General features: G+C 71.6%; 21 protein-coding genes. 3 read left to right on the top strand and 18 right to left on the bottom strand.

Features of this window, described 5'->3' with window-relative positions; all coding sequences use genetic code 11:
• The first annotated feature begins 7 nt into the window (after window positions 1–7).
• The 3 genes from lysA to J2Y58_RS11695 all read left to right on the top strand — a co-directional run bounded on the left by lysA (window position 8) and on the right by J2Y58_RS11695 (window position 3,106).
• A complete protein-coding gene (lysA, locus tag J2Y58_RS11705) occupies window positions 8–1,264 on the top strand; it encodes a diaminopimelate decarboxylase (RefSeq protein ID WP_310103238.1) in 1,257 nt (418 codons plus the stop codon).
• A 133-nt stretch (window positions 1,265–1,397) separates the two neighbouring features.
• Complete coding sequence (locus tag J2Y58_RS11700; RefSeq protein WP_310103512.1) at window positions 1,398–2,153, top strand: NAD(P)-dependent oxidoreductase; 756 nt, start codon at window positions 1,398–1,400, stop codon at window positions 2,151–2,153.
• Window positions 2,150–3,106: a zinc transporter ZntB gene (locus tag J2Y58_RS11695; RefSeq protein WP_310103235.1), complete on the top strand. Its 957-nt coding sequence runs from the start codon at window positions 2,150–2,152 to the stop codon at window positions 3,104–3,106. Before J2Y58_RS11700 ends, J2Y58_RS11695 begins: the two co-directional genes overlap by 4 nt.
• 80 nt (window positions 3,107–3,186) lie before the next feature.
• Here J2Y58_RS11695 and J2Y58_RS11690 read toward each other — a convergent pair whose 3' ends face one another.
• From J2Y58_RS11690 to J2Y58_RS11605, 18 genes are all read right to left on the bottom strand, one after another.
• A complete protein-coding gene (locus tag J2Y58_RS11690; RefSeq protein WP_310103232.1) occupies window positions 3,187–3,585 on the bottom strand; it encodes a flagellar protein FliS in 399 nt (132 codons plus the stop codon).
• 19 nt (window positions 3,586–3,604) lie between these two features.
• The gene (gene fliD, locus J2Y58_RS11685; RefSeq protein WP_310103230.1) at window positions 3,605–5,152 is read right to left on the bottom strand and encodes a flagellar filament capping protein FliD; all 1,548 of its coding nucleotides are present in this window, start codon (window positions 5,150–5,152) and stop codon (window positions 3,605–3,607) included.
• Window positions 5,153–5,186: 34 nt separating this feature from the next.
• Window positions 5,187–6,311, bottom strand: coding sequence for a flagellar type III secretion system protein FlhB (locus tag J2Y58_RS11680; RefSeq protein ID WP_310103226.1), 1,125 nt, complete (start codon window positions 6,309–6,311; stop codon window positions 5,187–5,189).
• The gene (gene fliR / locus J2Y58_RS11675; protein WP_310103223.1) at window positions 6,311–7,084 is read right to left on the bottom strand and encodes a flagellar biosynthetic protein FliR; all 774 of its coding nucleotides are present in this window, start codon (window positions 7,082–7,084) and stop codon (window positions 6,311–6,313) included. Before fliR ends, J2Y58_RS11680 begins: the two co-directional genes overlap by 1 nt.
• A 208-nt stretch (window positions 7,085–7,292) precedes the next feature.
• Window positions 7,293–7,574, bottom strand: a complete 282-nt coding sequence (gene fliQ, locus J2Y58_RS11670) for a flagellar biosynthesis protein FliQ (RefSeq protein ID WP_183945550.1) — start codon at window positions 7,572–7,574, stop codon at window positions 7,293–7,295.
• Between the two features lie 128 nt (window positions 7,575–7,702).
• Window positions 7,703–8,599, bottom strand: a complete 897-nt coding sequence (gene fliP / locus J2Y58_RS11665) for a flagellar type III secretion system pore protein FliP (RefSeq protein ID WP_405053095.1) — start codon at window positions 8,597–8,599, stop codon at window positions 7,703–7,705.
• On the bottom strand, window positions 8,596–8,874 hold the full coding sequence (locus J2Y58_RS11660; protein WP_310103219.1) for a flagellar biosynthetic protein FliO: 279 nt from the start codon (window positions 8,872–8,874) through the stop codon (window positions 8,596–8,598). The genes fliP and J2Y58_RS11660 overlap by 4 nt, the downstream gene beginning before the upstream one ends.
• Before the next feature lie 19 nt (window positions 8,875–8,893).
• Entirely contained in the window at window positions 8,894–9,184 is a 291-nt protein-coding gene (gene fliN / locus J2Y58_RS11655) for a flagellar motor switch protein FliN (RefSeq protein WP_028967502.1), read from the bottom strand.
• A complete protein-coding gene (locus J2Y58_RS11650; RefSeq protein WP_310103214.1) occupies window positions 9,181–10,119 on the bottom strand; it encodes a flagellar motor switch protein FliM in 939 nt (312 codons plus the stop codon). Before J2Y58_RS11650 ends, fliN begins: the two co-directional genes overlap by 4 nt.
• 6 nt (window positions 10,120–10,125) lie before the next feature.
• A complete protein-coding gene (fliL, locus tag J2Y58_RS11645) occupies window positions 10,126–10,794 on the bottom strand; it encodes a flagellar basal body-associated FliL family protein (protein ID WP_310103212.1) in 669 nt (222 codons plus the stop codon).
• 16 nt (window positions 10,795–10,810) lie between these two features.
• Window positions 10,811–13,378 carry a flagellar hook-length control protein FliK gene (locus tag J2Y58_RS11640; protein ID WP_310103209.1) on the bottom strand — a complete coding sequence of 856 codons (2,568 nt, stop codon included), beginning with the start codon at window positions 13,376–13,378 and terminating at the stop codon, window positions 10,811–10,813.
• Window positions 13,379–13,652: 274 nt separating this feature from the next.
• Window positions 13,653–14,060, bottom strand: a complete 408-nt coding sequence (locus J2Y58_RS11635) for a hypothetical protein (RefSeq protein WP_310103206.1) — start codon at window positions 14,058–14,060, stop codon at window positions 13,653–13,655.
• Complete coding sequence (locus tag J2Y58_RS11630; protein ID WP_405053099.1) at window positions 14,053–15,342, bottom strand: FliI/YscN family ATPase; 1,290 nt, start codon at window positions 15,340–15,342, stop codon at window positions 14,053–14,055. The genes J2Y58_RS11635 and J2Y58_RS11630 overlap by 8 nt, the downstream gene beginning before the upstream one ends.
• 35 nt (window positions 15,343–15,377) lie before the next feature.
• Complete coding sequence (locus J2Y58_RS11625; RefSeq protein WP_310103201.1) at window positions 15,378–16,154, bottom strand: flagellar biosynthesis protein FliH; 777 nt, start codon at window positions 16,152–16,154, stop codon at window positions 15,378–15,380.
• Window positions 16,147–17,178: a flagellar motor switch protein FliG gene (fliG, locus tag J2Y58_RS11620; protein WP_310103198.1), complete on the bottom strand. Its 1,032-nt coding sequence runs from the start codon at window positions 17,176–17,178 to the stop codon at window positions 16,147–16,149. Before fliG ends, J2Y58_RS11625 begins: the two co-directional genes overlap by 8 nt.
• Window positions 17,175–18,905 (bottom strand): flagellar basal-body MS-ring/collar protein FliF, encoded by a 1,731-nt coding sequence (gene fliF / locus J2Y58_RS11615; RefSeq protein WP_310103195.1) that lies wholly within the window; start codon window positions 18,903–18,905, stop codon window positions 17,175–17,177. Before fliF ends, fliG begins: the two co-directional genes overlap by 4 nt.
• A 1-nt stretch (window position 18,906) precedes the next feature.
• Complete coding sequence (fliE, locus tag J2Y58_RS11610; RefSeq protein WP_310103192.1) at window positions 18,907–19,269, bottom strand: flagellar hook-basal body complex protein FliE; 363 nt, start codon at window positions 19,267–19,269, stop codon at window positions 18,907–18,909.
• Window positions 19,266–20,528: a sigma 54-interacting transcriptional regulator gene (locus J2Y58_RS11605; protein WP_310103190.1), complete on the bottom strand. Its 1,263-nt coding sequence runs from the start codon at window positions 20,526–20,528 to the stop codon at window positions 19,266–19,268. The genes fliE and J2Y58_RS11605 overlap by 4 nt, the downstream gene beginning before the upstream one ends.
• Window positions 20,529–20,778 lie beyond the last annotated feature (250 nt).

Below are 20,778 nucleotides of genomic sequence, written 5' to 3'. Positions count from 1 at the left end.
ACCGACCATGGACCATTTTCACTACCGCGACGGTGCCCTCTGGTGCGAGGGGGTGCCGCTGACCCGCATCGCCGATGAGGTCGGCACCCCCGTCTACGTCTATTCGGCGGCCGCCTTCCGTGCCCAGGCGCGCGCCTTTCGCGACGCGTTGTCGGGCGTGCCCGACGTGCACCTCGCCTATGCGATCAAGGCCAACCCCAATGTCGCGGTGCTGCGCGTCGTCGCCGCCGAGGGCTATGGCGCCGACGTCGTCTCGGGCGGCGAGATGGCGCGCGCGCTCGCGGCGGGCATCCCGGCCGACGGGATCGTCTTCTCGGGCGTCGGCAAGACGCGTGCGGAGCTGCTGCGCGGGCTGGAGGCCGGGATCGGCCAGTTCAACCTCGAGCTGGAGGAAGAGGGCGTCGTCCTCGCGCAACTCGCGCACGAACGCGGGCTGACCGCGCGCGCGGTGCTGCGCGTCAACCCCGACGTCGATGCCGGCACCCACGCCAAGATCTCGACCGGGCGCAAGGAGAACAAGTTCGGCGTTCCCATCGATCAGGCGCCGGCGATGTACGCGCGCCTGTCCGCGCTCCCCGGCCTGTCGATGCAGGGCGTCGCGATCCATATCGGCAGCCAGCTGTTCGACCTCGCTCCGCTGGAGGCGGCGTACCGGCGCGTGAAGGCGCTGGTCGACGAACTGCGCGCCGCCGGCCACCAGGTGGCGCGCGTCGATCTCGGCGGCGGGTTGGGCGTCCGCTACAAGGCCGGCGACGATCCGCGCACCCCGGCGGAATATGGCGCGATGGTCGAACGCGTCACGAAGGGCTGGGGCGTCCAGTTGATGTTCGAGCCCGGCCGCGTGATCTCGGGCAATGCCGGCGTGCTGCTGACGCGCGTGATCTGGGTGAAGCCGGGGGTCGTCCACCCGTATGTGATCGTCGACGCCGCGATGAACGACCTCGCGCGCCCGGCGCTGTACGACGCGTGGCATGATGTCGATGCGGTGATCCCGAGCGGCAAGCGGATGACCGCGAACGTCGCCGGGCCGGTGTGCGAGACCGGCGACACCTTCGCGATGGCGCGCGAGATGGACGCGGTGCAGGGCGGCGACCTCGCCGTGCTGCGCACCGCCGGTGCGTACGGCGCGACGATGGCCTCGACCTACAACAGCCGTGCGCTGGTGCCCGAGGTGCTGGTCGACGGCGACCGATATGCGGTGGTCGCCGATCGCATCGCCGCCGAGACGATCCTCGCCGCGGAGCGCGTGCCCGAGTGGCTGTAGGTCGGCCCGTCACTTCCACCCCCTCCCGCCACCCCGGCGAAGGCCGGGGCCCGGTCGGCGGGCGGTTCCGCATCTCGTGCGCCGCCCGCCGTCGTCCATCGGCCTTGGCAAGCGTGACAGCGGGGGCATGACGATGACCCTCCACAGCCTCCCGCTCTTCGTCCGCCTGGACGGCCGCCCGGTCATCCTCGTCGGCGACGGCGAGGCCGCGGAGCCCAAGCGCCGGCTGCTCGAACGCGCCGGCGCGCTGGTCGTCGGCGAGGACGACCCGCACGCACGCCTCGCGATCGTCGCCGATGACGATGCGGCGGTCGCGCGGCTGAAGGCACGCGGCGTGCTGGTCAACGCGGTCGACCGTCCCGAATTGTGCGACTTCACGCTGCCGGCGATCGTCGACCGGATGCCGGTGCTGGTCGCGATCGGCACCGGCGGCGTGTCCGCCGGGCTGGCGGCGGCGGTCCGGCAGCGGCTGGAGGCGGTGCTCCCCGCCTCGCTCGGGCGGCTGGCCGAGGCGCTGCACGGCGCGCGGGCGCGGTTGCGCGCGGCGCTGCCCGATGGCGGCGCGCGGCGGCGCGCGATCGGTGCGGCGCTGGCGCCCGGTGCCGCGCTCGACCCGCTCGGCGATTACGACGGCCGCGACGCGGCGGCGGCGGTGCTGGCCGGGCAGGCGCCAGGCGGCGTGGTGCGGCTCGAACTCGCCTCCGGCGATCCGGACGACCTCACGCTCCGACAGGCGCGCTGGCTCGCCGCCGCCGACCGCGTGACGCACCGCGCCGACGTGCCGCTCGCGATCCTCGACCGCGCCCGCGCCGATGCGCAGCGTGAGCGCTGCGACGCACCGCCCGCGGCTGGCGAGGGACTGACCGTGGATATCGGGATGCGGCGATGAGCGGTTTCGGATGGCGCGTGACCGCGGAGGGACAGGCGCAGCGCGTCACGCCCGAGGAGGCGCTGACCGGCGACGCCGCCTTCGTCTGGGTGCACCTGGCCACCAACGCGCAACAGGCGCAGGCGTGGCTGCGCGACCGGGTCGGGCTGGACGCCTTCACCGTCGACCAGCTGACCGCCGCCGAGACCCGCCCGCGCGCCGACAAGATCGGGCAGGGCGCGTTCGTCAACCTGCGCGGGCGCAGCGACGAGCCGCTCGATGCGTCGGACGTGCTCGCCTCGATCCGCATGTGGGCGACCAAGGGCCGCGTCATCACCGTGTCGCGCAAGCGGCTGGTGGTGCTGCCGCGCGTCGAGGAGCAGATGACGCATGGCGAGCTGCGCGATCCCGGCGACCTCATCTCGGCCGTCGCCACCGCGATCACCGAAGACCTCGATCCGGTCGTCGCCGACCTGGGCGACGGGCTGGACGACTGCGAACAGAAATTAAGCCCACATCGCGTGTTCGAACTGCGTCGAAACGTCACGCAGATGCGCACCGAGGCCATCAATTACCGTCGGTTCCTGAGCCCGCAGCGCGCCGCACTGGAACGGCTGGCGACCCTGCCGGGCGACTGGCTCGCCGAGGACGACCGCGCCCACCTCTCCGCCGCCGCCGACCGTGCCGCGCGCATGGCCGAGGAAGTGGAGGCGATCCGCGAGCGCGCCGCGCTGATGCATGAGGCACTGACCGACCTGCGCGCCGAACAGCTCGACCAGCGCAGCCTGGTCATCGCGATGGTCGCGATGGTCTTCCTGCCGCTGACCTTCCTGACCGGGCTGTACGGCATGAACGTCAAAGGGTTGCCCTATGCCGAGGAGCCATGGGCGTTTGACGCGATCGCCGGTGCCTGCGCGCTGATCGCGGCGGGAATCGTCATCTGGTTCGTCCAGCGCCACTGGTTCCGGGGCTGACTGGCCCGACCCCGCTCCGGCATTCCCGCGCGCGCGGGAACGACGGTGATCGGATGACGGCCGTTACGGAGCGGCAGGAGTTACGCCGCGCGCGCCTGCCGCCAGGCGCCGGCGATCTCCTCCAGCTCGGCGGCGACCGCGCGGAACGGCGCGCCGTCGGTCCCGATGCTCGCCTCGATCACCTGCCGCCGGCACCCGCCGTAGAAGCGCGCCAGCGCGCGCGACACGTCGCCGCCCTTCTCGAAATCGAGGTTCGCCTCCAGCGCGAAGAGGATCGCAGTGGCGCGGGTCACGCGCTCGCTGCGGGTGGCGAACTGCTTGTGGTCGGCCGCCCAGGCGGCGACGCGCAACGCCTGCGTCAGCTCCTCGTAGAGCAGCTGGACCAGCGCCGGGCCGTCCGCCGCGGCGGTGCGCCCGGCGAGATCGATCTCGCGGTACGTGCGCGCCGGGTCGCGCAGCAGGGAGGAAGCATAGGCCATGATCTGTCGTCTTCCCCGCTCAGTTCGACTTGTACCAGCCGTCGATCTGCTGCTTCATGAACGACTGCGTCTGCTTGTAGGCGGACACGCGCGAGTTCATGCTGGCATATTGCTGCGTCAGCCGCGTCTGGAAGCGCGTCGCCTGATCGTCGACCTTTGCGCTTTCCTTGGTCAGCTCGTCCTGCGCCTTGCGCAGCTTCAGGTCGGTGGCGCCCAGGCCGTAGAGCGAACTGCCCGACGACAGTTTCAGCGACTGCATCGCGGCGTTGATCCCGGTCGCGCCGAAGCTGTTGGGCGTGAACATCGCCTGGATCGCGTCGGGCGTGTCCTTCATCGCCTTGGTCAGCGCCGCGTCGTCGATCTCCATCGACCCGTCGGTCTTGTTGGTGCGGATTCCGATCCCGGCCAGCGTCGACGGCGTGCCGACCGCTGCGTCGGGGAGCAGCGTCTTGCTGGCGAACCCCTGAAGGTTGCGCAGCAATTGCTTGGCGGCCGGGTCGGCGCGCAGGCTGCCGTCGACCGCGTTGGTCTGCTTGCGGACCTCGGTCAGCAGCTGGTTGAACGTCTCGACGAAATCCTTGACCGCGTTGGTCAGCGCTGCGTCGGGACGCGTGCCGGTCAGCGTCGTCGTGCCGGTGCCCGCCAGCGTCAGTTTCACGCCCGGCACCAGGTCGCTGATCTCGTTGCTCGACCGTTCCACCGTGACGCCGTCGACCGACAGCTTGGCGTTGCCGGACTGGCCGACGACCGCCATCTTCGAGGTTGCGGTCGCGTCCTTGCCGATGCTCAGCGTATCGAGCGTGCCGCCGCTGCCGGTCAGCGAAAACGCCTGCGCGGTGCCGGTCTGCCCCTTCAGCGCCAGGAACGCGCCGCCATCGGCGTCGGTGATGACCGAGGCGGTGACCCCGGTGTTCTTGGCATTGATCGCCGCGGCGATCGCGGCGGGCGTGTCGTTGGGCGGGGCGATCGCGATGTCGAACGACAGGTCGCTGCCGTCGCCCGCCTTGCCGACCGCCAGATCGGTCATCTTGCCGCCCGCGTCATAGGTCGCGGTGCCGATCTTCAGCGTCAGCGTGCCGGTGCCGAACGCGTCCGTTTTCGCCAGCTTGCCGCTGGTCACGGTCTGCACGGTGGCGAGCCGGTCGACCTTCACGGTCGCCGAGGCGCTGGCCGACATCGGCGCGCCCGAGATCGCGGTGGCGCCCGCGACCTGCGCGTTGCTGACGTTGGGCTGCGTGGCGAGCGTGCCGCCGGTCACCAGCGTGTCGACCGCCTTGGCGAAGTCGCTGACGAAGCTCTTGAGCGTCGCGGCGTCGGAGATCTGCGCGGTCAGCTTCTCGGTCTTGGCGGTGATCTGCGCGCGCTTGGCGGCGAACTGCGCGTCGACCAGCTGGCCGACCAGCGTGTCGGTATCGACCCCCGAGCCTGAGCCGAGCGAGGTCAGGATCGCGTTCGCGGTCGACTTGTTGACCGACGCCGCACCCTTGGTGGCGGTGGCCGACGTCGTCGTCGACGACTTGGTGGTCGTCGTCGCGGTGCTGCTGGTGCTGCTGGTGATCGTCGCCATGATGCTCTCCTAAACGGCCGGCTCGTGCGATTCTTTACTGCTGACGGACGCCATTTTCGTCGAAGCGTGCGGTATCCGGCACCTCGATCGCCGGCTGCGTCCCCCCGGCCTGCGCATTGAGGCCGAAGACGAAGGCGAGCACGGTGGCGATCGCGAGATAGAGGTCGTCGCGCACCTCCTGCCCCTCGCGGCTGGTGTAATAGACCGCACGCGCGAGCGCCGGATATTCGAGCACCGGCAGCGCGCGGTCCTTCGCCGCCTGCCGGATCGCGAGCGCCAGCGCACCGCGCCCCTTGGCCACCACCACCGGCACCTCGTCGCGCCCGCGGTCGTAGCGCAGGGCGACCGCGAAGTGCGTCGGGTTGGTCAGCACGACGTGCGCCTGGTCGAGCGCCTTGTGCATCCCGCCCTGGAGCATCTCCCGCTGCTTCATGCGCAGATGCCCCTTCATCTCGGGGTTGCCCTCGCTCTCCTTGTGCTCGTCCTTCACTTCCTGCTTGGTCATGCGCAGCTTCTTCAGCAGCTGCATGATCTGCGTCGGCACGTCGATCATGCCGATCGCGACCAGACCCATCGCCATGACGAGCAGGACGTGCGTCAGCGTCGATCCCAGCCCGGCAAGCGCGACGGGCAGGTTGGAGGAGGCGAGCCCGAAGCTGAAATGCGCGGTCTGCCACAGCATCCACGCGCCGATCGCGCCGAGCAACGTGACCTTCATCAGCGACTTGCCCAGCTCGATCCAGCCCTGCATCCCGACGATGCGCTTGATGCCCGACCCGGGATTGATCCGCGATGCCTTGGGCGCCAGCAGCTTGCCGTTGAAGCTGAGCGAGCCGAGCCCGGCCTGGCTGGCGACCGCGGCGGCGATCGTGATCGCAAAGAGCGTGCCGAGCGGCGCGGCCAGCTTCCACCCGGCCTGGATCAGCGGGCGCCACGGCTGGAAATCCTCGACGTCGGCGCGCCCGAAGCTGAAGCTGGCCGCCATCACCTCGCGGCACGCGGCGAGCAGTGCGGGACCGAAGAACATCATCCACGTGATGCCCGCCAGCACGACGAACGCGGTCGCGAGATCGCGGCTCTTGAGGACGTCGCCCTTTTCCTTGGCGTCGTCGCGACGCTTCTGGGTCGGGGCTTCTGTCTTGTCGCCTCCCTCCGACATCAGCCGAGCACCAGGCTGCGCGCGGCGGCGAGGCCCTCACGGACGATCACCTGCATGTAATCGCCCATCGCGGGCAGCGCGATCGCCAGGCTGACGACGCCGACCGCCAGGCTGGCGGGCAGCCCAATCGAGAACAGGTTGAGCGACGGCGCCGAGCGCGACACCATCCCCATCACGAGGTTGAGGCACAGCAGCAGAAACCCGACCGGCAGCGCCAGCAGCAGCCCGGCGAGGAAGGCGTAGCCGCCGAACAGGGCGATGTCGCGCAGCTGCCCCGCGGTCATCCACGCCGCACCGGGCGGCAGCGCGGCATAGCTCTTCACCACGATGTCGACGAGGACGAGGTGCCCGTCCAGCGAGAGGAAGAGGAGCGTCAGCAGGATCGAGAGGAACTGGCCGATCGCGGGGCTGGAGCGACCCGAATTGGGGTCGATCATGTTGGCGAAACCGATCCCCATCGACCCGCCGATGATCTCGCCCGCGATCAACGGCGCGGCGAAGGCGATCTGGACGATGAACCCGATCGCGAGGCCGACCAACGCCTCGGCGGCGACCGCGACGAAGGTGGCGAGGGCGAAGATCGTCGCGGGCGGCTGGATATTGGTCGTGCCGAGCACCAGCACGCCGACCGCGCCGGACAGCGTGATCCGCACCGGCAGCGGGACCGAGACGTTGCCGAACACCGGCGCCGCGATGAACGCCGCCCCGACGCGGATCATCACGAAGATCAGCGCCCAGAGCTGCGGCTCGATGCTGAGGCCAAAGCCTAGCATCGCGCAGCGCCCGAGAGCGCGCGTGCCGCGCGCCACAGGGCCAAGCGCGGCCGGCGGGCGCGAGGCGCCCGTCCGACGACGCGGCTTTGCCGCGGCGCCGCTACCTTCTGCACCCGACGCGGCGAAGCCGCGTCGTCGAACCCCGGCGAAGCCGGGGCCGGCCGTGCTGGCGCAGGAAGCGCGGACGTGGCCGCGCTCGCGCTGCGCATCAGCGCACCAGATCCGGGATGCGCGCGAAGATCTCGGTCGTGAAATCGCTGAGCAACCCCAGGATCATCGCACCGAAGACCATGATCGACACCGCCACCACGATCAGCTTGGGCACGAAGCTCAGCGTCTGCTCGTTGATCGAGGTGGCGGCCTGCACCATGCCGAGGATCAGCCCCGACAGCAGCGCCGGGATCAGGATCGGCGCGGCGGCCAGCGCCAGCACCCACATGGTCTGGTTGGCGACGGTCAGGAAGTAATCGGCGTCGACGAGCGGTTGCATGAGCGGTCACTTCTGTTGCCGTCATTCCCGCGAAGGCGGGAATCCAGACGCGCAGGTTTTCGTGTGTATCGGGACGTCGGAGGTTCTGGATCCCCCGCCTCCGCGGGAATGACGGTGGTGGGAAGCGGTTACGTCGCGAACGAATTGGCCAGACTGCCCATCGTCAGCGCCCAACCGTCGACCAGCACGAACAGCAGCAGCTTGAACGGCAGCGAGATGATCGTCGGGCTCAGCATCGCCATGCCCAGCGCCATCAGCACCGTCGCCACCACCAGGTCGATGACGATGAACGGCAGGAACAGCAGGAAGCCGATCTGGAACGCGGTCTTCAGTTCGGAGGTGACGAACGCCGGCAGCAGCACCGAATACGGGATGTCCTTGGGCGTCGCATACGGACCCGACTTCGCCATTTCCGCGAACATCGTCACGTCCTTCACGCGCGTCTGCTTGGCCATGAAGGCGTGGAGCGGCGCGGCGGCGGTCTGGATCAGCGCGGTGCCCCCGATACGCCCTTCGGAATAGGGCTGGATCGCGGTCGTGTTGATCTGGTTGATCGCGGGCGCCATGATGAAGAAGCTGAGGAACAGCGACAGCCCGATCAGCACCTGGTTGGGCGGCGTCTGTTGCAGCCCCATCGCCTGGCGCAGGATCGACAGCACGATGATGATGCGCGTGAAGCTGGTCATCATCAGCACGATGCCCGGCAGCACCGTGAGCAGCCCCATGATGATGAGGACCTGCAAGGACAGCGACAGCGAGCCGTTGTTGCCCTGCGCCCCGGCATCGCCGCGCGACAGCTGGCCGAGCGCACGGTCGACCGCGTCGCCGACGCCCGGCGCGGGTGCGGCGGGTGCGCCCTGCACCGCGGGCTGCTGGGCTGCGGGGAAGTTCTGCGCCAGCGCCGGCATCGAGACGCACAACGCGACCAGGATCGCGAGCAGCGCGAGGATCAGGTGCGACCTCTTGCCCGCGGCGCGCGCGCGGGGCCGGATCGGCGCGGCGGCGCGTACCAGCGCGGCGCTCACGAGGCAGGCTCCACCGGCACGCGCACGTCGGACTTGTCGACCAGCGTGACCCCGGCACGATTGACCGAGACGAGCAGGCGCCGCCCCTCGAAGTCGACCACCGCCAGCTTGACGCCCGGCGAGATCATCATCGTCTCGCGCACCGCGATCCCGCGCGCCGCCGGCTTGCCCGGCATCCGCGATTCAAGACGGCGCCACAGGTACAGGCACCCGATCATCAGCCCGCAGACCAGCGGGAGCATGACGACCAGCTTCAGGATATAGGTCCACATCATCGCGCCTGGTTCCCGTCCGTCAGCCGCGCTTCTCGGGCGAGACCAGCTCGGTCATCTTCACGCCGTAGCGCTCGCCGACGGTCACGATCTCGCCGCGCCCGATCAGCGTGCCGTTGACCAGCACGTCGAGCAGCTCGCCCGCCTGCCGGTCCAGTTCGATCACGCTCGATTCGCCCAGCGCCAGCAGTTCGCGTAGCGACAGGGTGGTCGAGCCGATCTCGACGGTGAGCTTCACGTCCACGCCTTGCAGCAGCCGCAGGTTGGCGGCCACCGCGGCGTCGATCGCAAAGCCGCCGGTCATGTCGTTCATTGCAGGGGTCCTTCGAACTTGGAGATGCGGATGGCCGCGCGGCCGTTGGAGGTGCCGACGGTGCCCAGGCCCAGTGCGACGCCGCCGATCACGATCGGCACGTCGGCACCGAAGCTGATCGGGATGACGTCGCCTTCCTTCAGGTCCATCAGCTTCGACAGCGTGATCGTCGGCTCGGCCAGGACCGAGCGCACCGGGAAGCGCACGCCCATCGCCGCACGCGTCAGCTGCGTGCGCCATTCGGCATCGACCTCGTTCGGCTTCGCCACGACCTTGCCCGTCAAGGCGACCGTGTGCGGCTTCAGCGTCGCGACCGGGTAGAGGATGTCGACGAACGCCGGCTTGGCGGCGCCGCGCGCGATCGCGAAGCGGGTGGCGATCACCACCTCGTCGGCCTCGACGCCGGGGATCATGCTCCCGCCCAGCTCGAACGGCTCGGCGGCGAAGCGTGCGCGTGCCAGCGGCTCCCATGCGGTCTCCAGCGCGCGGGCCAGCGCCTTGGCGATCCGCGCGACGATCACGTCGCACGCGGGGGTGAACTCCAGCGCGAGCACGGGCGAACAGTCGCCGGTGCCGCCGAAGAACAGGTCGATCACCTCGACCACGAACTGGCTGTCGAGCACGCACAGCGCCGGGCGCCCGTCCATCGACAGCGGGACCCAGGCGGTCAGCTTGTCGCCGCGCGCCGCGCGGTAATCGGCCAGCCGCAGCACCTCGAGCGGCTCGGCCCAGGCGCGCGTCTCGGCACGCCAATAGCCCTCGAACACCTGCCGCACGCCGCGCGCGGCGCGCGCCGACAGGTGCTGGAGCGTGTGGAGGTCGCCGAACGGATGCAGCTTGGCCGATGCGCCTGCCCCCCCGCCCAATGCGGCGGCGGCGCCGATCGGCGTACCGGCATCGAATCCGGAGTCGGGGAAGGCGGGTGCGTTAACCATCTACGTTCACTGAACCACGAAATTGGTAAAGTAGACGTTACTGATGCCTCCGAAGCCCTCCTTTTCGCGCAGAACCTGGTTGATTGTCGCGACGAGCCGTTTCTGGAGCTGCACCTTGCCGGCGCTGGTGAACACCTGATCCTCGGGCGTGTCGCCCAGCGTCAGCAGGATCGCCGAGCGAATCGCGATGTCGTTGGTCTTCAGGTTCGTGATGACCTTGTCGTCGTACGGCGTCGACACGGCCAGCCCGATCTGGATGAAATGCACCGAATCCTGGAGGTTGGAGGTGAACTCCTTCTCCATCGCGAAATAGTTCGAGGCATAGGGCTCGCCGCCGTGGCCCTCGGGGGTCGGCGCACCGTGCGCTTCGCCGCCGCCTTCGCCTTCGCCCTCGCCCTCGGCCTTCGCCTCGCCGCCGCCATGGCCGCCTTCGCCACCCTCGCCCTCGGCACCCTCGCCGGCGTGCTTCTGTTCGCTCTTGGGGACCAGCTTGGGCTTGTCCGGATCCTCGTGCGCCGCGGCCTTTTCGGCCCCGCCGCCGCCCGATCCGGCGGCATACAGGCCGGCGCCGACGCCGCCGCCCAGCAGGACGACGGCGCCCACGACGCCGATCACGATCATCTTCATCTTGCCCTTCTTCTTGGGCGCCGCCTCGGCGGCCGGAGCATCACTCATCTTGTCGGTTCCTCAATCAAGCGATTCGCTGGTCGGTGTCGTCGGCGTCCGCCGCCTCGGCGCGGCGCGCCGACACGGGAGCTGCGGGAAGCGGTGCGGCGCGCTGCTGCTGGGGCGGCTGGCGGTCGCCGTGCGGCGTGCCGGTGCCGGTGCCGGGCTGGCCGTGCTGGAGCTTCAGCCCGCGCGCTTCGGCCATTTCGATCAGTCGCGGCTGCGCATCGGCGAGCATCGCGCGGGTCTGCGGCTGCTCGGCGGTCAGCTGCACCTGCACGGTGTCGCCCTCGCGGCGAAGCGCGACGTCGATCGCGCCCAGCGCGTCGGGAACGACGCGGATGCGCATGTCGTTGGCGTCGGCCATGTCGCGCAGCTTTTCGATGTGCTGGATCATCGCGGACGGCCAGTGCGGCTGGCGCATGTCGAGCGTCTGCTGCTGCGCCTGCCCGGTCGCGGTGACCGCGGCAGCGGTGACGGCGGCGGTCGCCTGCGGTGCGCCGAGCGGCGCGGCGGCGTCGGCGGGACGCGCGCGGTCGTCGGCGGTGACCGCACGGTGGATCGCCTCGGCGAAGGTGCGCGCGGCGCTGGCGATGACCGGGCCGGCCACCGGGGCGGGCGGTTCGGCGACGACCGGAGCGGGCGCTGCGACCGGGCGGGGGGCGTCACGCGACGCCCCGGTGTCCGCTGGCACCGCGACCGGGGCAGCCAGCGGCGCATCGACGCGCGCGGGGGCCGCACTGGCGATCACCGGCGCGGCTTCGGGGAGCGCGGGTGCCGCGACCGCGCCCGAAATAGGAGCGCGGGTGTCCGATGCGGGCGCGGCGGCGACCGCCGGCGACGCCGCGGTTGCGATCGGGGTCGCGGTTGCGGGGCGCATCGTGATCGACGCTGTTCCCGCGCCGGCCGGGGTTGCGGCGGGCTGCCGGTCGGCCATGCGGGTCGACCGCGGGAGCGGCGCGGCGGGAGCGGCCTGCGTGCCGGCGAGCGGTGCCGCGGCCACCGAAGCGGCTGGCGCGGCGTCGGCGCTCGCCGTGGCGGCGGGGAGGGGCGCGGTCGTGGTGGCGGGGGCCGCGGCGGCAGGAGCCGCGGCGGGCGGTGCGGCGGCAACGGGCGCCGCCCCGGGCGGATGCGGCGCCGCGAGGTCGGCGGTTGCGGAAGGCGCGACGAGCGCAGCGGCCGCGTCGGTCGACAGCGTCAGCGGACGGTCCGACGCCGGTACCGGATCGCGGGGACGGGTGCTCGGCACGGTCCGCGGATCGCTCGGAACCGCCGGTGCGTCGGGTGTCGGCACCGCCATCGCCGCGGGGGCGGCGCCAAGGGGTTGTCCGGCCGGCGGGAGCGCCGGTCCGGTGGCGCGCGCGGTGCGACGATCGGCCGAGTCGGGGAACGGTGTCGCGGCTTGCGGCGATGCGGTGTCGCGCGGCGCTTCGGCGGCGCGGGCTGCGACCGGGCTCGGATCGGCGGGCGACGCATCCGCCGGTGCGGGGACGGCCTGGGTCGTCGGCAGCGGGGCGGGTTGCGGCGGCGAGACCGCCGCCGGCGCGGCGGCAGGGCGTGCGGGCGTCGCTACCGCGTCGGAACGCTCCGCCGCGTCGGGAGCAACGACGGCGCCCGCGTCCGGAGCGAGCGTACCGGTCGACGGCGCCGGGCCGGACGCAACGGTGCCGACCGCGGGCGATGCCGAGGCGGCAGCGGAGCGGGCGGCCGTGAGCGGCGCGGGGGCATGGAGGGCAGGCGATGGCAACGGCAACGGCAACGGCAACGGCGACGGCGACGGCGACGGCGAGGGGGAGTGGGCCTGCGCCTGGGGATCGGATCGCGGTTGCGGCTCCGGCTGCGTCGTTGCCGTGGCGGAATCCGTCGCGACCGTTGCCGGCGACACCGGCAGGTCGGGTGCCGCCGGCGTGGGCTTGGCGTCGTGCCCGTCGTCGTCCGTCGGGGCGGGGGTTTCGATCTCGGGAGTCGCGTCGCCGAGCGGCAGCTGCACCGGCACGTCCGACTGGACGATGCGCAGGTGCGGCGGGGCGGAGCGGACGGTGCCGGGCTGCGAGGCGTCCTTGGACAGCGGCGCGCCGGACGTGGGGCCCGCCGGCATCGGAGCGACCTGCGCCATTTCGCCGGTGACCCCGCCGACCGGCAACGGCGCCGCGGGTAGAGGAGCGGGGGATGTCGCGGGTGTATCGACGGGTGCCGGCGCGGATGCGTGACCGGCCACAGCGGCGGGCGCGGCCGCGGCAAGGCCTGCCGCGGCGGGCGCGACAGGGGCAGAAGCGACCGGAGCAGAAGCGACCGGAGCAGGGGCAACCGGCGCGGGCGGAACCGTGACGCCGGTCGCGTCGGCGAGCCAGGCGAGCGCCGCCTCGCCGGTCGGTGCCGCGGTATCGGCCAGCGGCAAGCCGGTGCCGGTGGCGGCAAGATCCTGCCGCGCACGCTCGCCGGTCGGGCCGGCGGCGATGCCGTTGCCGCAGCCGGGCATGACCAGCTTCAGGAAGTCGCCCACTGCACCGCCCGCGCCCGGCGCCGCGGGTGCCGCGCCCGGCAGCATCGCGCCCGGCGCCGTCGTCAACAGGAGGCTTGCGATCGTGGTCAAGGTGAGGCCGCTTTCGTGAACGAGGTCAACGAACGTACCTGCAAGCCGCGTGCCGTTTTCGGACGGCGGGTAGAAGCAGGCGCGTGTCGGGTCGCGGAGGTGATCGTAACGCGCTCAATTGGGGTCATTCTCGCGCGGTCGATCGTGTCGGGTCAGAGGTCGTTGCCACGCAGGCCGGGATCGCCTGACGTCGGGCAGGCAGGAGCCGCGACGCGCCGGAGCGACGTCAGGCGTACCGACGAGATCCTAGCGGGAGGCGCTACCGCCCCCGGCCTCACCGCTTGGGGCGCGCGGGCGCATCTTCGAGCGCCTTCATCTCGGCGCGCAGGTCGGCGGCGTGCTGGCGATCGATCAGTTTCTCGACCGCGCTCTGGTCGCGGCGGGCGCCGCGGGTCGCCTCGGCGCTGCGCGCGACCTGCGCCTCGGCCATGCGGACGCGGTTCTGCGCCGCTTCCGCCGAGCGGTGCAGCCGGTCGCGGAAATGCGCGGCGGCGGCGAGATTCACCGCGCCGGCGAAGCTCGCGGGCGCGGGGGCGACGGCGCCCGCCAGTTGCGCGATGCGCTGCGCCAGTTGCGTCTCGCGGGTCAGCTGCGCCTGCGTGCGGGCCTCGTCGGCGCGCGCCAGCCCCAATTGGAGCGTGCGGACCCGGTGCAGGCGTTTGAGCCGCTTGGCATCAGGCATCGCCGAAGACGCCGGTCAGCTCCATCTCGGCATCGGCGAGCGACACCATCTGGTGCGTGTCCTGGCGCACGAATTCCATGATCGCGGGCTGATAGGCGATCGCGGCGTCGATGGCCGGGTCGCTGCCGCTGCGATAGGCGCCCATCAGCACGAGGTCGCGGTTCTCCTCATAGGTCGCCAGGTGCCGGCGAAGGATGCGGGCGGCCTGCTGATGCTCGCGCGGGACGATGTCGTTCATCACGCGGCTGATCGACTTGGAGATGTCGATCGCCGGGTACACCGCACGCTCGGCCATCGCGCGGCTGAGCACGATATGGCCGTCGAGGATCGAGCGCGCTGAATCGACGACCGGATCGTTGCCGTCGTCGCCGTCCGCCAGCACGGTATAGATGCCGGTGATCGACCCGCCGGTGTTCACGTCCGACCCGGCGCGCTCCAGCAGGTTGGGGAGCATCGCGATCGCGGACGGCGGATAGCCGCGCGCCGACGCCGGCTCGCCCAGCGCCAGCCCGATCTCGCGCCCGGCGTGCGCGACGCGGGTGAGCGAATCGATGATGAGCAGCACGCTCTTGCCCTCGGCGCGGAACGCCTCGGCGATGGCGGTGGCGCGCAGCGCGCCGCGGATGCGCAGCACCGGCGAGTGGTTGGCGGGCACCGCGACCACGACCGAGCGCTGGCGCGCCGCACCCGCGACCTTGGTCTCCAGGAAGTCGGCGACCTCGCGGCTGCGCTCGCCGATCAGCCCGATGACGACGACATCGGCCTGCGCGGCGCGCACCATCATGCCGAGCAGCACCGACTTGCCGACGCCGGAGCCGGCCATGATCCCGACGCGCTGGCCCTGGCCGACGGTGAGCAGTCCGTTGATCGCGCGGACGCCCACGTCCATGGGCGCCAGCACGCGCCCGCGGTCGAGCGGCGACTGCATATGGCCGGCGAGCGGCCAGCGCCCCGCGCCGCGGATCGGCCCGAGGCCGTCGATCGGGTTGCCCGCGCCGTCGACGACGCGCCCCAGCATCGCCGCGCCGACCTCCGCCTCGCCCGGGGGGCCGAGCGGGCGGACGGGGGCGTTGGGGAGCAAGGCGGCCGGGCCGCCGAGGTTCATCATCAGCGTGCGGCCGTTGCGGAAGCCGATCACCTCCGCCTCGACCTGCTGCGATCCGTCCGCGCCGATCCGGCACACGGTGCCGACCGGCAGCGACAGCCCGACCGCTTCCATCAGCAGGCCGTCGTAGGAGGACAGCCGGCCCGACACGCGCGCCTTCGGCCGCGCGCCCGCCATCGCCAGCGTGCCGAGATAATCCGCCGCGAATTGCGTCAGCACGCGGGCACCGCCGCACGCTCGATCGCGGTCGCCAGCTGGTCGAGCCACATCGCCGGGCCATCCTCGACGATCGTCGAGGCGGCTTCCATCACGAAGCTGCCGCGCGCGACCGCCTCGTCGCCGACCGGGAAGACGGTGCCGGGGACGCGGCCTTCGAGCAGCGGCAAATCCTCGGGGTTCACGCGCAGCATCGCCGATTCGCTGGCATCGGCGAGCAGCTCGGTCGCGGCCTCGACGCGCGCGGCGAGCAGGGGAGCGGAGACGCCGATCTCGCCGACCAGCTGCGTGACCAGCATCGTGACGGTGCGGCGCAGCGCCTCGGCGAGCGCGACGCGGTCGATCGCGCCGCCGACCTTCATCGCGGCGGCGACGGATTCGAGCAGTTCGCGCTCGCGCGACACCACCGCATCGGCGGCGAGCGCGGCGTCGGCCAGCCCCTCGTGATAGCCTGCGATCCGTGCCGCCTCGATCTGCTCGACGCACGCCGGGATCGGCGCATCGGCGTCGAGCATGTCCCAGCCCTCGGTCGGGTTCGCCTCCGCGTCGGCGGGGGAGAAATGGCGCGGCTGGTCGCCGGTCGGGTCGGCCGCGGCGTGGACCGGCGGCTCCGGCTCGGGCGCGGGGGGCCGCGCGCCGAACGCCTGTTCGATGCGCGCGATCAGGTCCGCCGGGGTGAAGCCGGGCGCGATGTCGGAGCGTTGGCGCGTGCGCGAGAGCGCCGCCGCGTCGGCGCGCGACGGCATGCCGATGACGAATTCCGCGTCAGACATAATCGTCGTCGCCTGCCCCCAGGTTGATCGTGCCGTCCTTGGCCAAATTGCGCGCGATCTGGATGATCGCCTTCTGCGCCTCGAGCACCTCGCTCAGCTTCATCGGTCCGCGCGCCTCCATGTCGTCGCGGATGCCCGCCGCCGCGCGTGCGGACATGCAGCCGAGCATGCGGTTGCGCGCCGCCTCGTCGACGCCCTTGAGCGCGCGCGCCAGCGTGTCGCCGTCGATGTTGCGGATGAGCGTGCCCAGCCCCTTGTCGTCCAGTTCCAGCAGGTTGTCGAAGACGAACATCGCCTCCTCGATCTGCCGCGCGATGTCGCGGTCCATCTTGAGCAGCTTGGGCATGACACGCTGTTCGGTCGACTTGCGCGCGCCCTGCAGGATCTTCGCCGCCTCGCGCGCGCCGCCCAGTTGCAGCGCGGTGGAGGACGCGCCGCCGCCGGTCCCGCTGCCGCCGCCGGTGCGCGTGGCGATCAGCGTGCGCAGCGTCTCGACCGCGTCCGGCGTGATCGGCCCCAGCCGCGCGATGCGGTGCAGGATGTCGGGCTGCACGATCTCGGGCAGCAGTTCGAGCACCTGGCTGCCGACCGCGGGATCGAGGTTGGCGATCATGATCGCGCAGATCTGCGGATGCTCCTTGTCGAGCATCGCGGCGATCTCCTTGGCGTCGAGCCAGTCGAGCAGGTCGATCTCGCACACCGCCTCGGCGGGCGTGATCTGCGCCAGCACGCTCTCGGCCTTGTCGCGGCCCAGCGCGCGCGTCATCACCGCCTCGACCTTCGGGCCGGGGTTGAAGGTGATGCCGGTACGCTCGCGCGCCTTGCCGACGAAATCGTCGAGCACCAGCTCGACTTCCTCCTCGCTGACGTCGGCGACTGCGAACATCGCGCTGCCCAGCTTGCGGACCTCCTCCGGATCCAGCTTCTGCAGGATCGCGGCGGCTTCCTCCTCGCCGAACAGCATCATCAGCACCGCGGCGCGCTCGACGCCGGTGAAGGTGCGGGGGGCAGCGGCCTCGCTCACGGCTTGGCGTCCGCGCCCAGCATGTCACGCACGGCGAGTGCGGCGCGCGCCGGGTTGTCGCGGGTGAAGCCGCGCACCGCGTCGATCCGCTCCTCGTAGCTCTGGCTGGTCTCGATCTGGTCGAGGCTGACCGGCGCCTGCACCGCGATCTGCTCGAGCGGCTTGCCGTCCGGCCCGGTCGTGGCCTCGCCGTCGATGGCATCGGCGCCGTCCGCCTTCGTGCCGTCGGGGAGGGCGGCGGCGTCCTTCGCCGGGGTCGCATCCTCGCGCTTCTTCATCAGCGCCTTGGCGATCGGACGCACGCCCAGCAGCAGCACCAGCAGCGCGATGACCACCGCGGTCAGGTTGCGCGCGAGCATCGGGACCAGCGCATTGTCGTACCACTTCGGTCCGGCCGCGGCGTCGGCGGTCGCGTCGGCGAACTTGCGGCTGATGACCGTCACATTGTCGTTGCGCGCCTGGTCGAAGCCGACCGCGCTCTTCACCAGATCGTTGATCTGCTGGATCTCCATCGCGGTGCGCTTGCCCTTGTCGGGATCGCGCAGCAGCACCGCGACCGACAGCCGCTTGATATTGCCGGGCGCGGCGCGCGTGACGGAGACTTCCTTGTTGAGGTCGTAGGCGCGCTGGAACGCGTCGGACTGCTTGGCGGGATCGGGCGCGGGGGCGCCCGCCGCCGGTTGGGGCGTACCCGGATTGCCGGTCGCCGGCTGCGGCGTCGACAGCTGCGAGGCGGGCGGCGGCGTGTTGCTGAGCGCGCCGGGGATGCCCGCGGGCGTCTGCGCATTGCCCAGGTTGCCGGTCCAGTTGCCGGTCTCGGCGCGCAGCCGGCCTTCCTTGTCGTAGCTTTCGCGGGTCGCGCTGGTCTCGTCCAGGTTGACGTCGGCCTGCACCTCGGCGGTGAAATTGCCCGCGCCGACCAGCGGAGTCAGCAGCTGGAGCAGTTGCTGGCGATACTTGTCCTCGACGCGGCGCTGGAACTCGATGCGCTTGTCGTTGGCGCTGTCGGATCCGTCGCCCGACTTGGTGAGCAGGCCGCCCATCTGGTCGACGACGGTGACCGCATCGGGTTTCAGCCCCGGCACCGACGAGGCGACGAGGTTGACGATCGAGCGCACCTGCGCGTCGCTGAGCGAGCGGCCCCCCTGCAACTTGATGACGACGGAGGCGGACGGCGCGGCATTGTCGCGCACGAACACGCTCGCCTCGGGCATCGCGAGATGGACGCGCGCCTCAGCGACCGCGTCGATCTCCTGGATCGAGCGCGCCAGTTCGGTCTCGCGCGCCTGGCGCAACCGCTCGCCCTCGACCGCGCGGCTGACGCCCATCGGCAGTTCGTCGAGGATCGCATAGCCGCCCGGCGCCGCTTTCGGCAGGCCCTGCCCGGCGAGCAGCAGCCGCGCCTTGGAATAATCCTCCTCGTTGACGGTCAGCGTGCCCGCCGAATCGTCGATATGGCTGGGGATGTTGGCGGCCGACAGCGCGGTGGTGACCGCGGCCTTGTCCGCGTCGGGCAGCCCGGCGAACAGCGTCTTCTGCGGCGGGGTCGACAGCGCCGACCAGGCGAGCCCGGCCGCGCCGATCAGCCCGACCATCAGCGCCATCGGCCCGGCGCGGCGCACCGCCGGCTGCGCCATCACGCCCTGGATCTGGCGCAGCGGGTTGGCGAACTTCTCCGGCACCAGGGTGACCGGCACGGGGTTCTGCGGGGTGAGAGCGTTGCTCATATCAGACCGGCATGCTCATGATGTCCTTGTACGCGGACAGGATTTTGTTGCGGACCTGAAGCGTGGCCTCGAAGCCGACCGACGCTTCCTGGCGGGCGAGCATGACCTTGGCGATGTCGATCGTCTCGCCGCGTTCATACTGCTCCGACAGCGCCGAGGCCTTCTGCTGGCCGTCGTTCACCTTGGCGATCGCCGACTGCATCGTGTCGGCGAAGCTGGCGGCGTTGCCCGCGCCGCCGGTGACCGGCGCCGGGGCCGCGGACGCGGCGCCGCTGGTGCGGTTCAGCGCGGCGTTGCGTTCCAGGATCTGCGCGCGCAGCGCCATCACCCGGTCGACGCCGCCGACCCCTCCGATGCCGCTCATGCCGACAGCGCCCGGCCGGTGCCGGCGGCGAGGTCGTCACCCTGCTCGCGCGCCTTGGCGAGGCGATAGCGCAGCGTGCGCTCGGAAATGCCGAGCCGCCTGGCGGTCTCGATCCGGCTGCCGCCGCACGCCGCCAGCGTCTCGCGGATCGCGGCGAACTCGCTGAACTGCACGACCTGCCCGAGCGTCGCGTCGTCGCTGACCGGCGCGCCGCGCGGGGCGGTGGGGCGGTCGAACACGATATGGCTCGCCTCGATCGTGTCGCCGTTCGCGAAGAGGAGCGCACGCTGGATGACGTTCTCCAGCTCGCGGACGTTGCCGGGCCAGTCGTGCGCGACCAGCGCGGCGATCGCCTCGTCGCTCGGCCACGGCACCGTCGGACGGTTGCCGGCGTGGCGCAGGATCATCGTCGCGGCGAGCGCGGGAATGTCCTGCGGCCGGTCCGCCAGCGCGCGGGTCGACAGCGGGAACACCGACAGGCGGTAGTAGAGGTCGGCGCGGAACCGGCCCGCGGCCACTTCGGCCTGCAGGTCGCGGTTGGCGCAGGCGACGACCCGGACGTCGACCGCCTGCGGCATGGTCGCGCCGATCGGCACCACCTCGCGCTCCTGGAGCACGCGCAGCAGCTTGGCCTGGAGGTTGAGCGGCATCTCCGCGATCTCGTCGAGCAGCAAGGTGCCGCCGTTGGCGGCGCGAAAGAAACCCTCGCCGCCCGACGACGCGCCGGTGAACGCGCCCTTCTGGTGCCCGAACAGCATCGCCTCCAGCATCGTCTCGGGCAGCGCGGCGCAGTTGATCGCGACGAACGGGCCGTCGCGGCGCGCCGAGTTCAGGTGAATCGTGCGCGCCAGCACTTCCTTGCCGGTGCCGGTCGGACCGTTGATCAGCACGGTGATGTCGGCCTGCGCGACGCGCTCGGCCAGCGCCAGCAGCGCGAGCGATTCGGGGTCGGCGGCGGTCGGCAGCTCCGGTCCGCCGACCAGCGCACGGGCGAAGGCGTTGCCGACCGTCGCATCCTCGTGGCCGTAGGCGATGCGCGCCGGCTGGCCGTCGCGGAACGGGATGACCTCGCGCCCGGCGTTGCCGACGATCAGCGTGCGGGCCGGGGCGGGCACCGCCTCGCCCTCGGCGACCAGATAGGTGACGTTCGGCTGCGGCCGGGCGGCCGGGGCCTGCACCGCAAAGCCCTGCGCGCGCAGCGAGGACACGAGCGTCAGGTGCGCGCGCTCCACGGTGGCTGTCGGCATGATCGAACGCATGGCGATGAAATCCCTCGAATCAGTGATGCCGTGATGCGACTCGAGTGGTTAACGCGCGGTATAATTGCCGCCTTGCCGGCAGGTATTTTCCGGGCGCGCGGGGGGCACGTGCGTGGCCCGCGCGCGCGTCCCCGCGCCCGTGGGCATGTGCACGTATGGGACGGGGGGCGGGTGGGGCCTGTCGAAAAAGGGCTTGCGAAAAAGCGCTAAAGGTCCGGCGCGGGCAGCCGTTTGATGCGGTGACGGCACG

Origin of the sequence: Sphingomonas sp. BE138 (assembly GCF_031456125.1) — a bacterium.
GTDB lineage: Bacteria > Pseudomonadota > Alphaproteobacteria > Sphingomonadales > Sphingomonadaceae > Sphingomonas.
The sequence above is the reverse complement of the archived record's forward strand: the minus strand, read 5'-3'. Positions and strand labels throughout refer to the sequence as shown.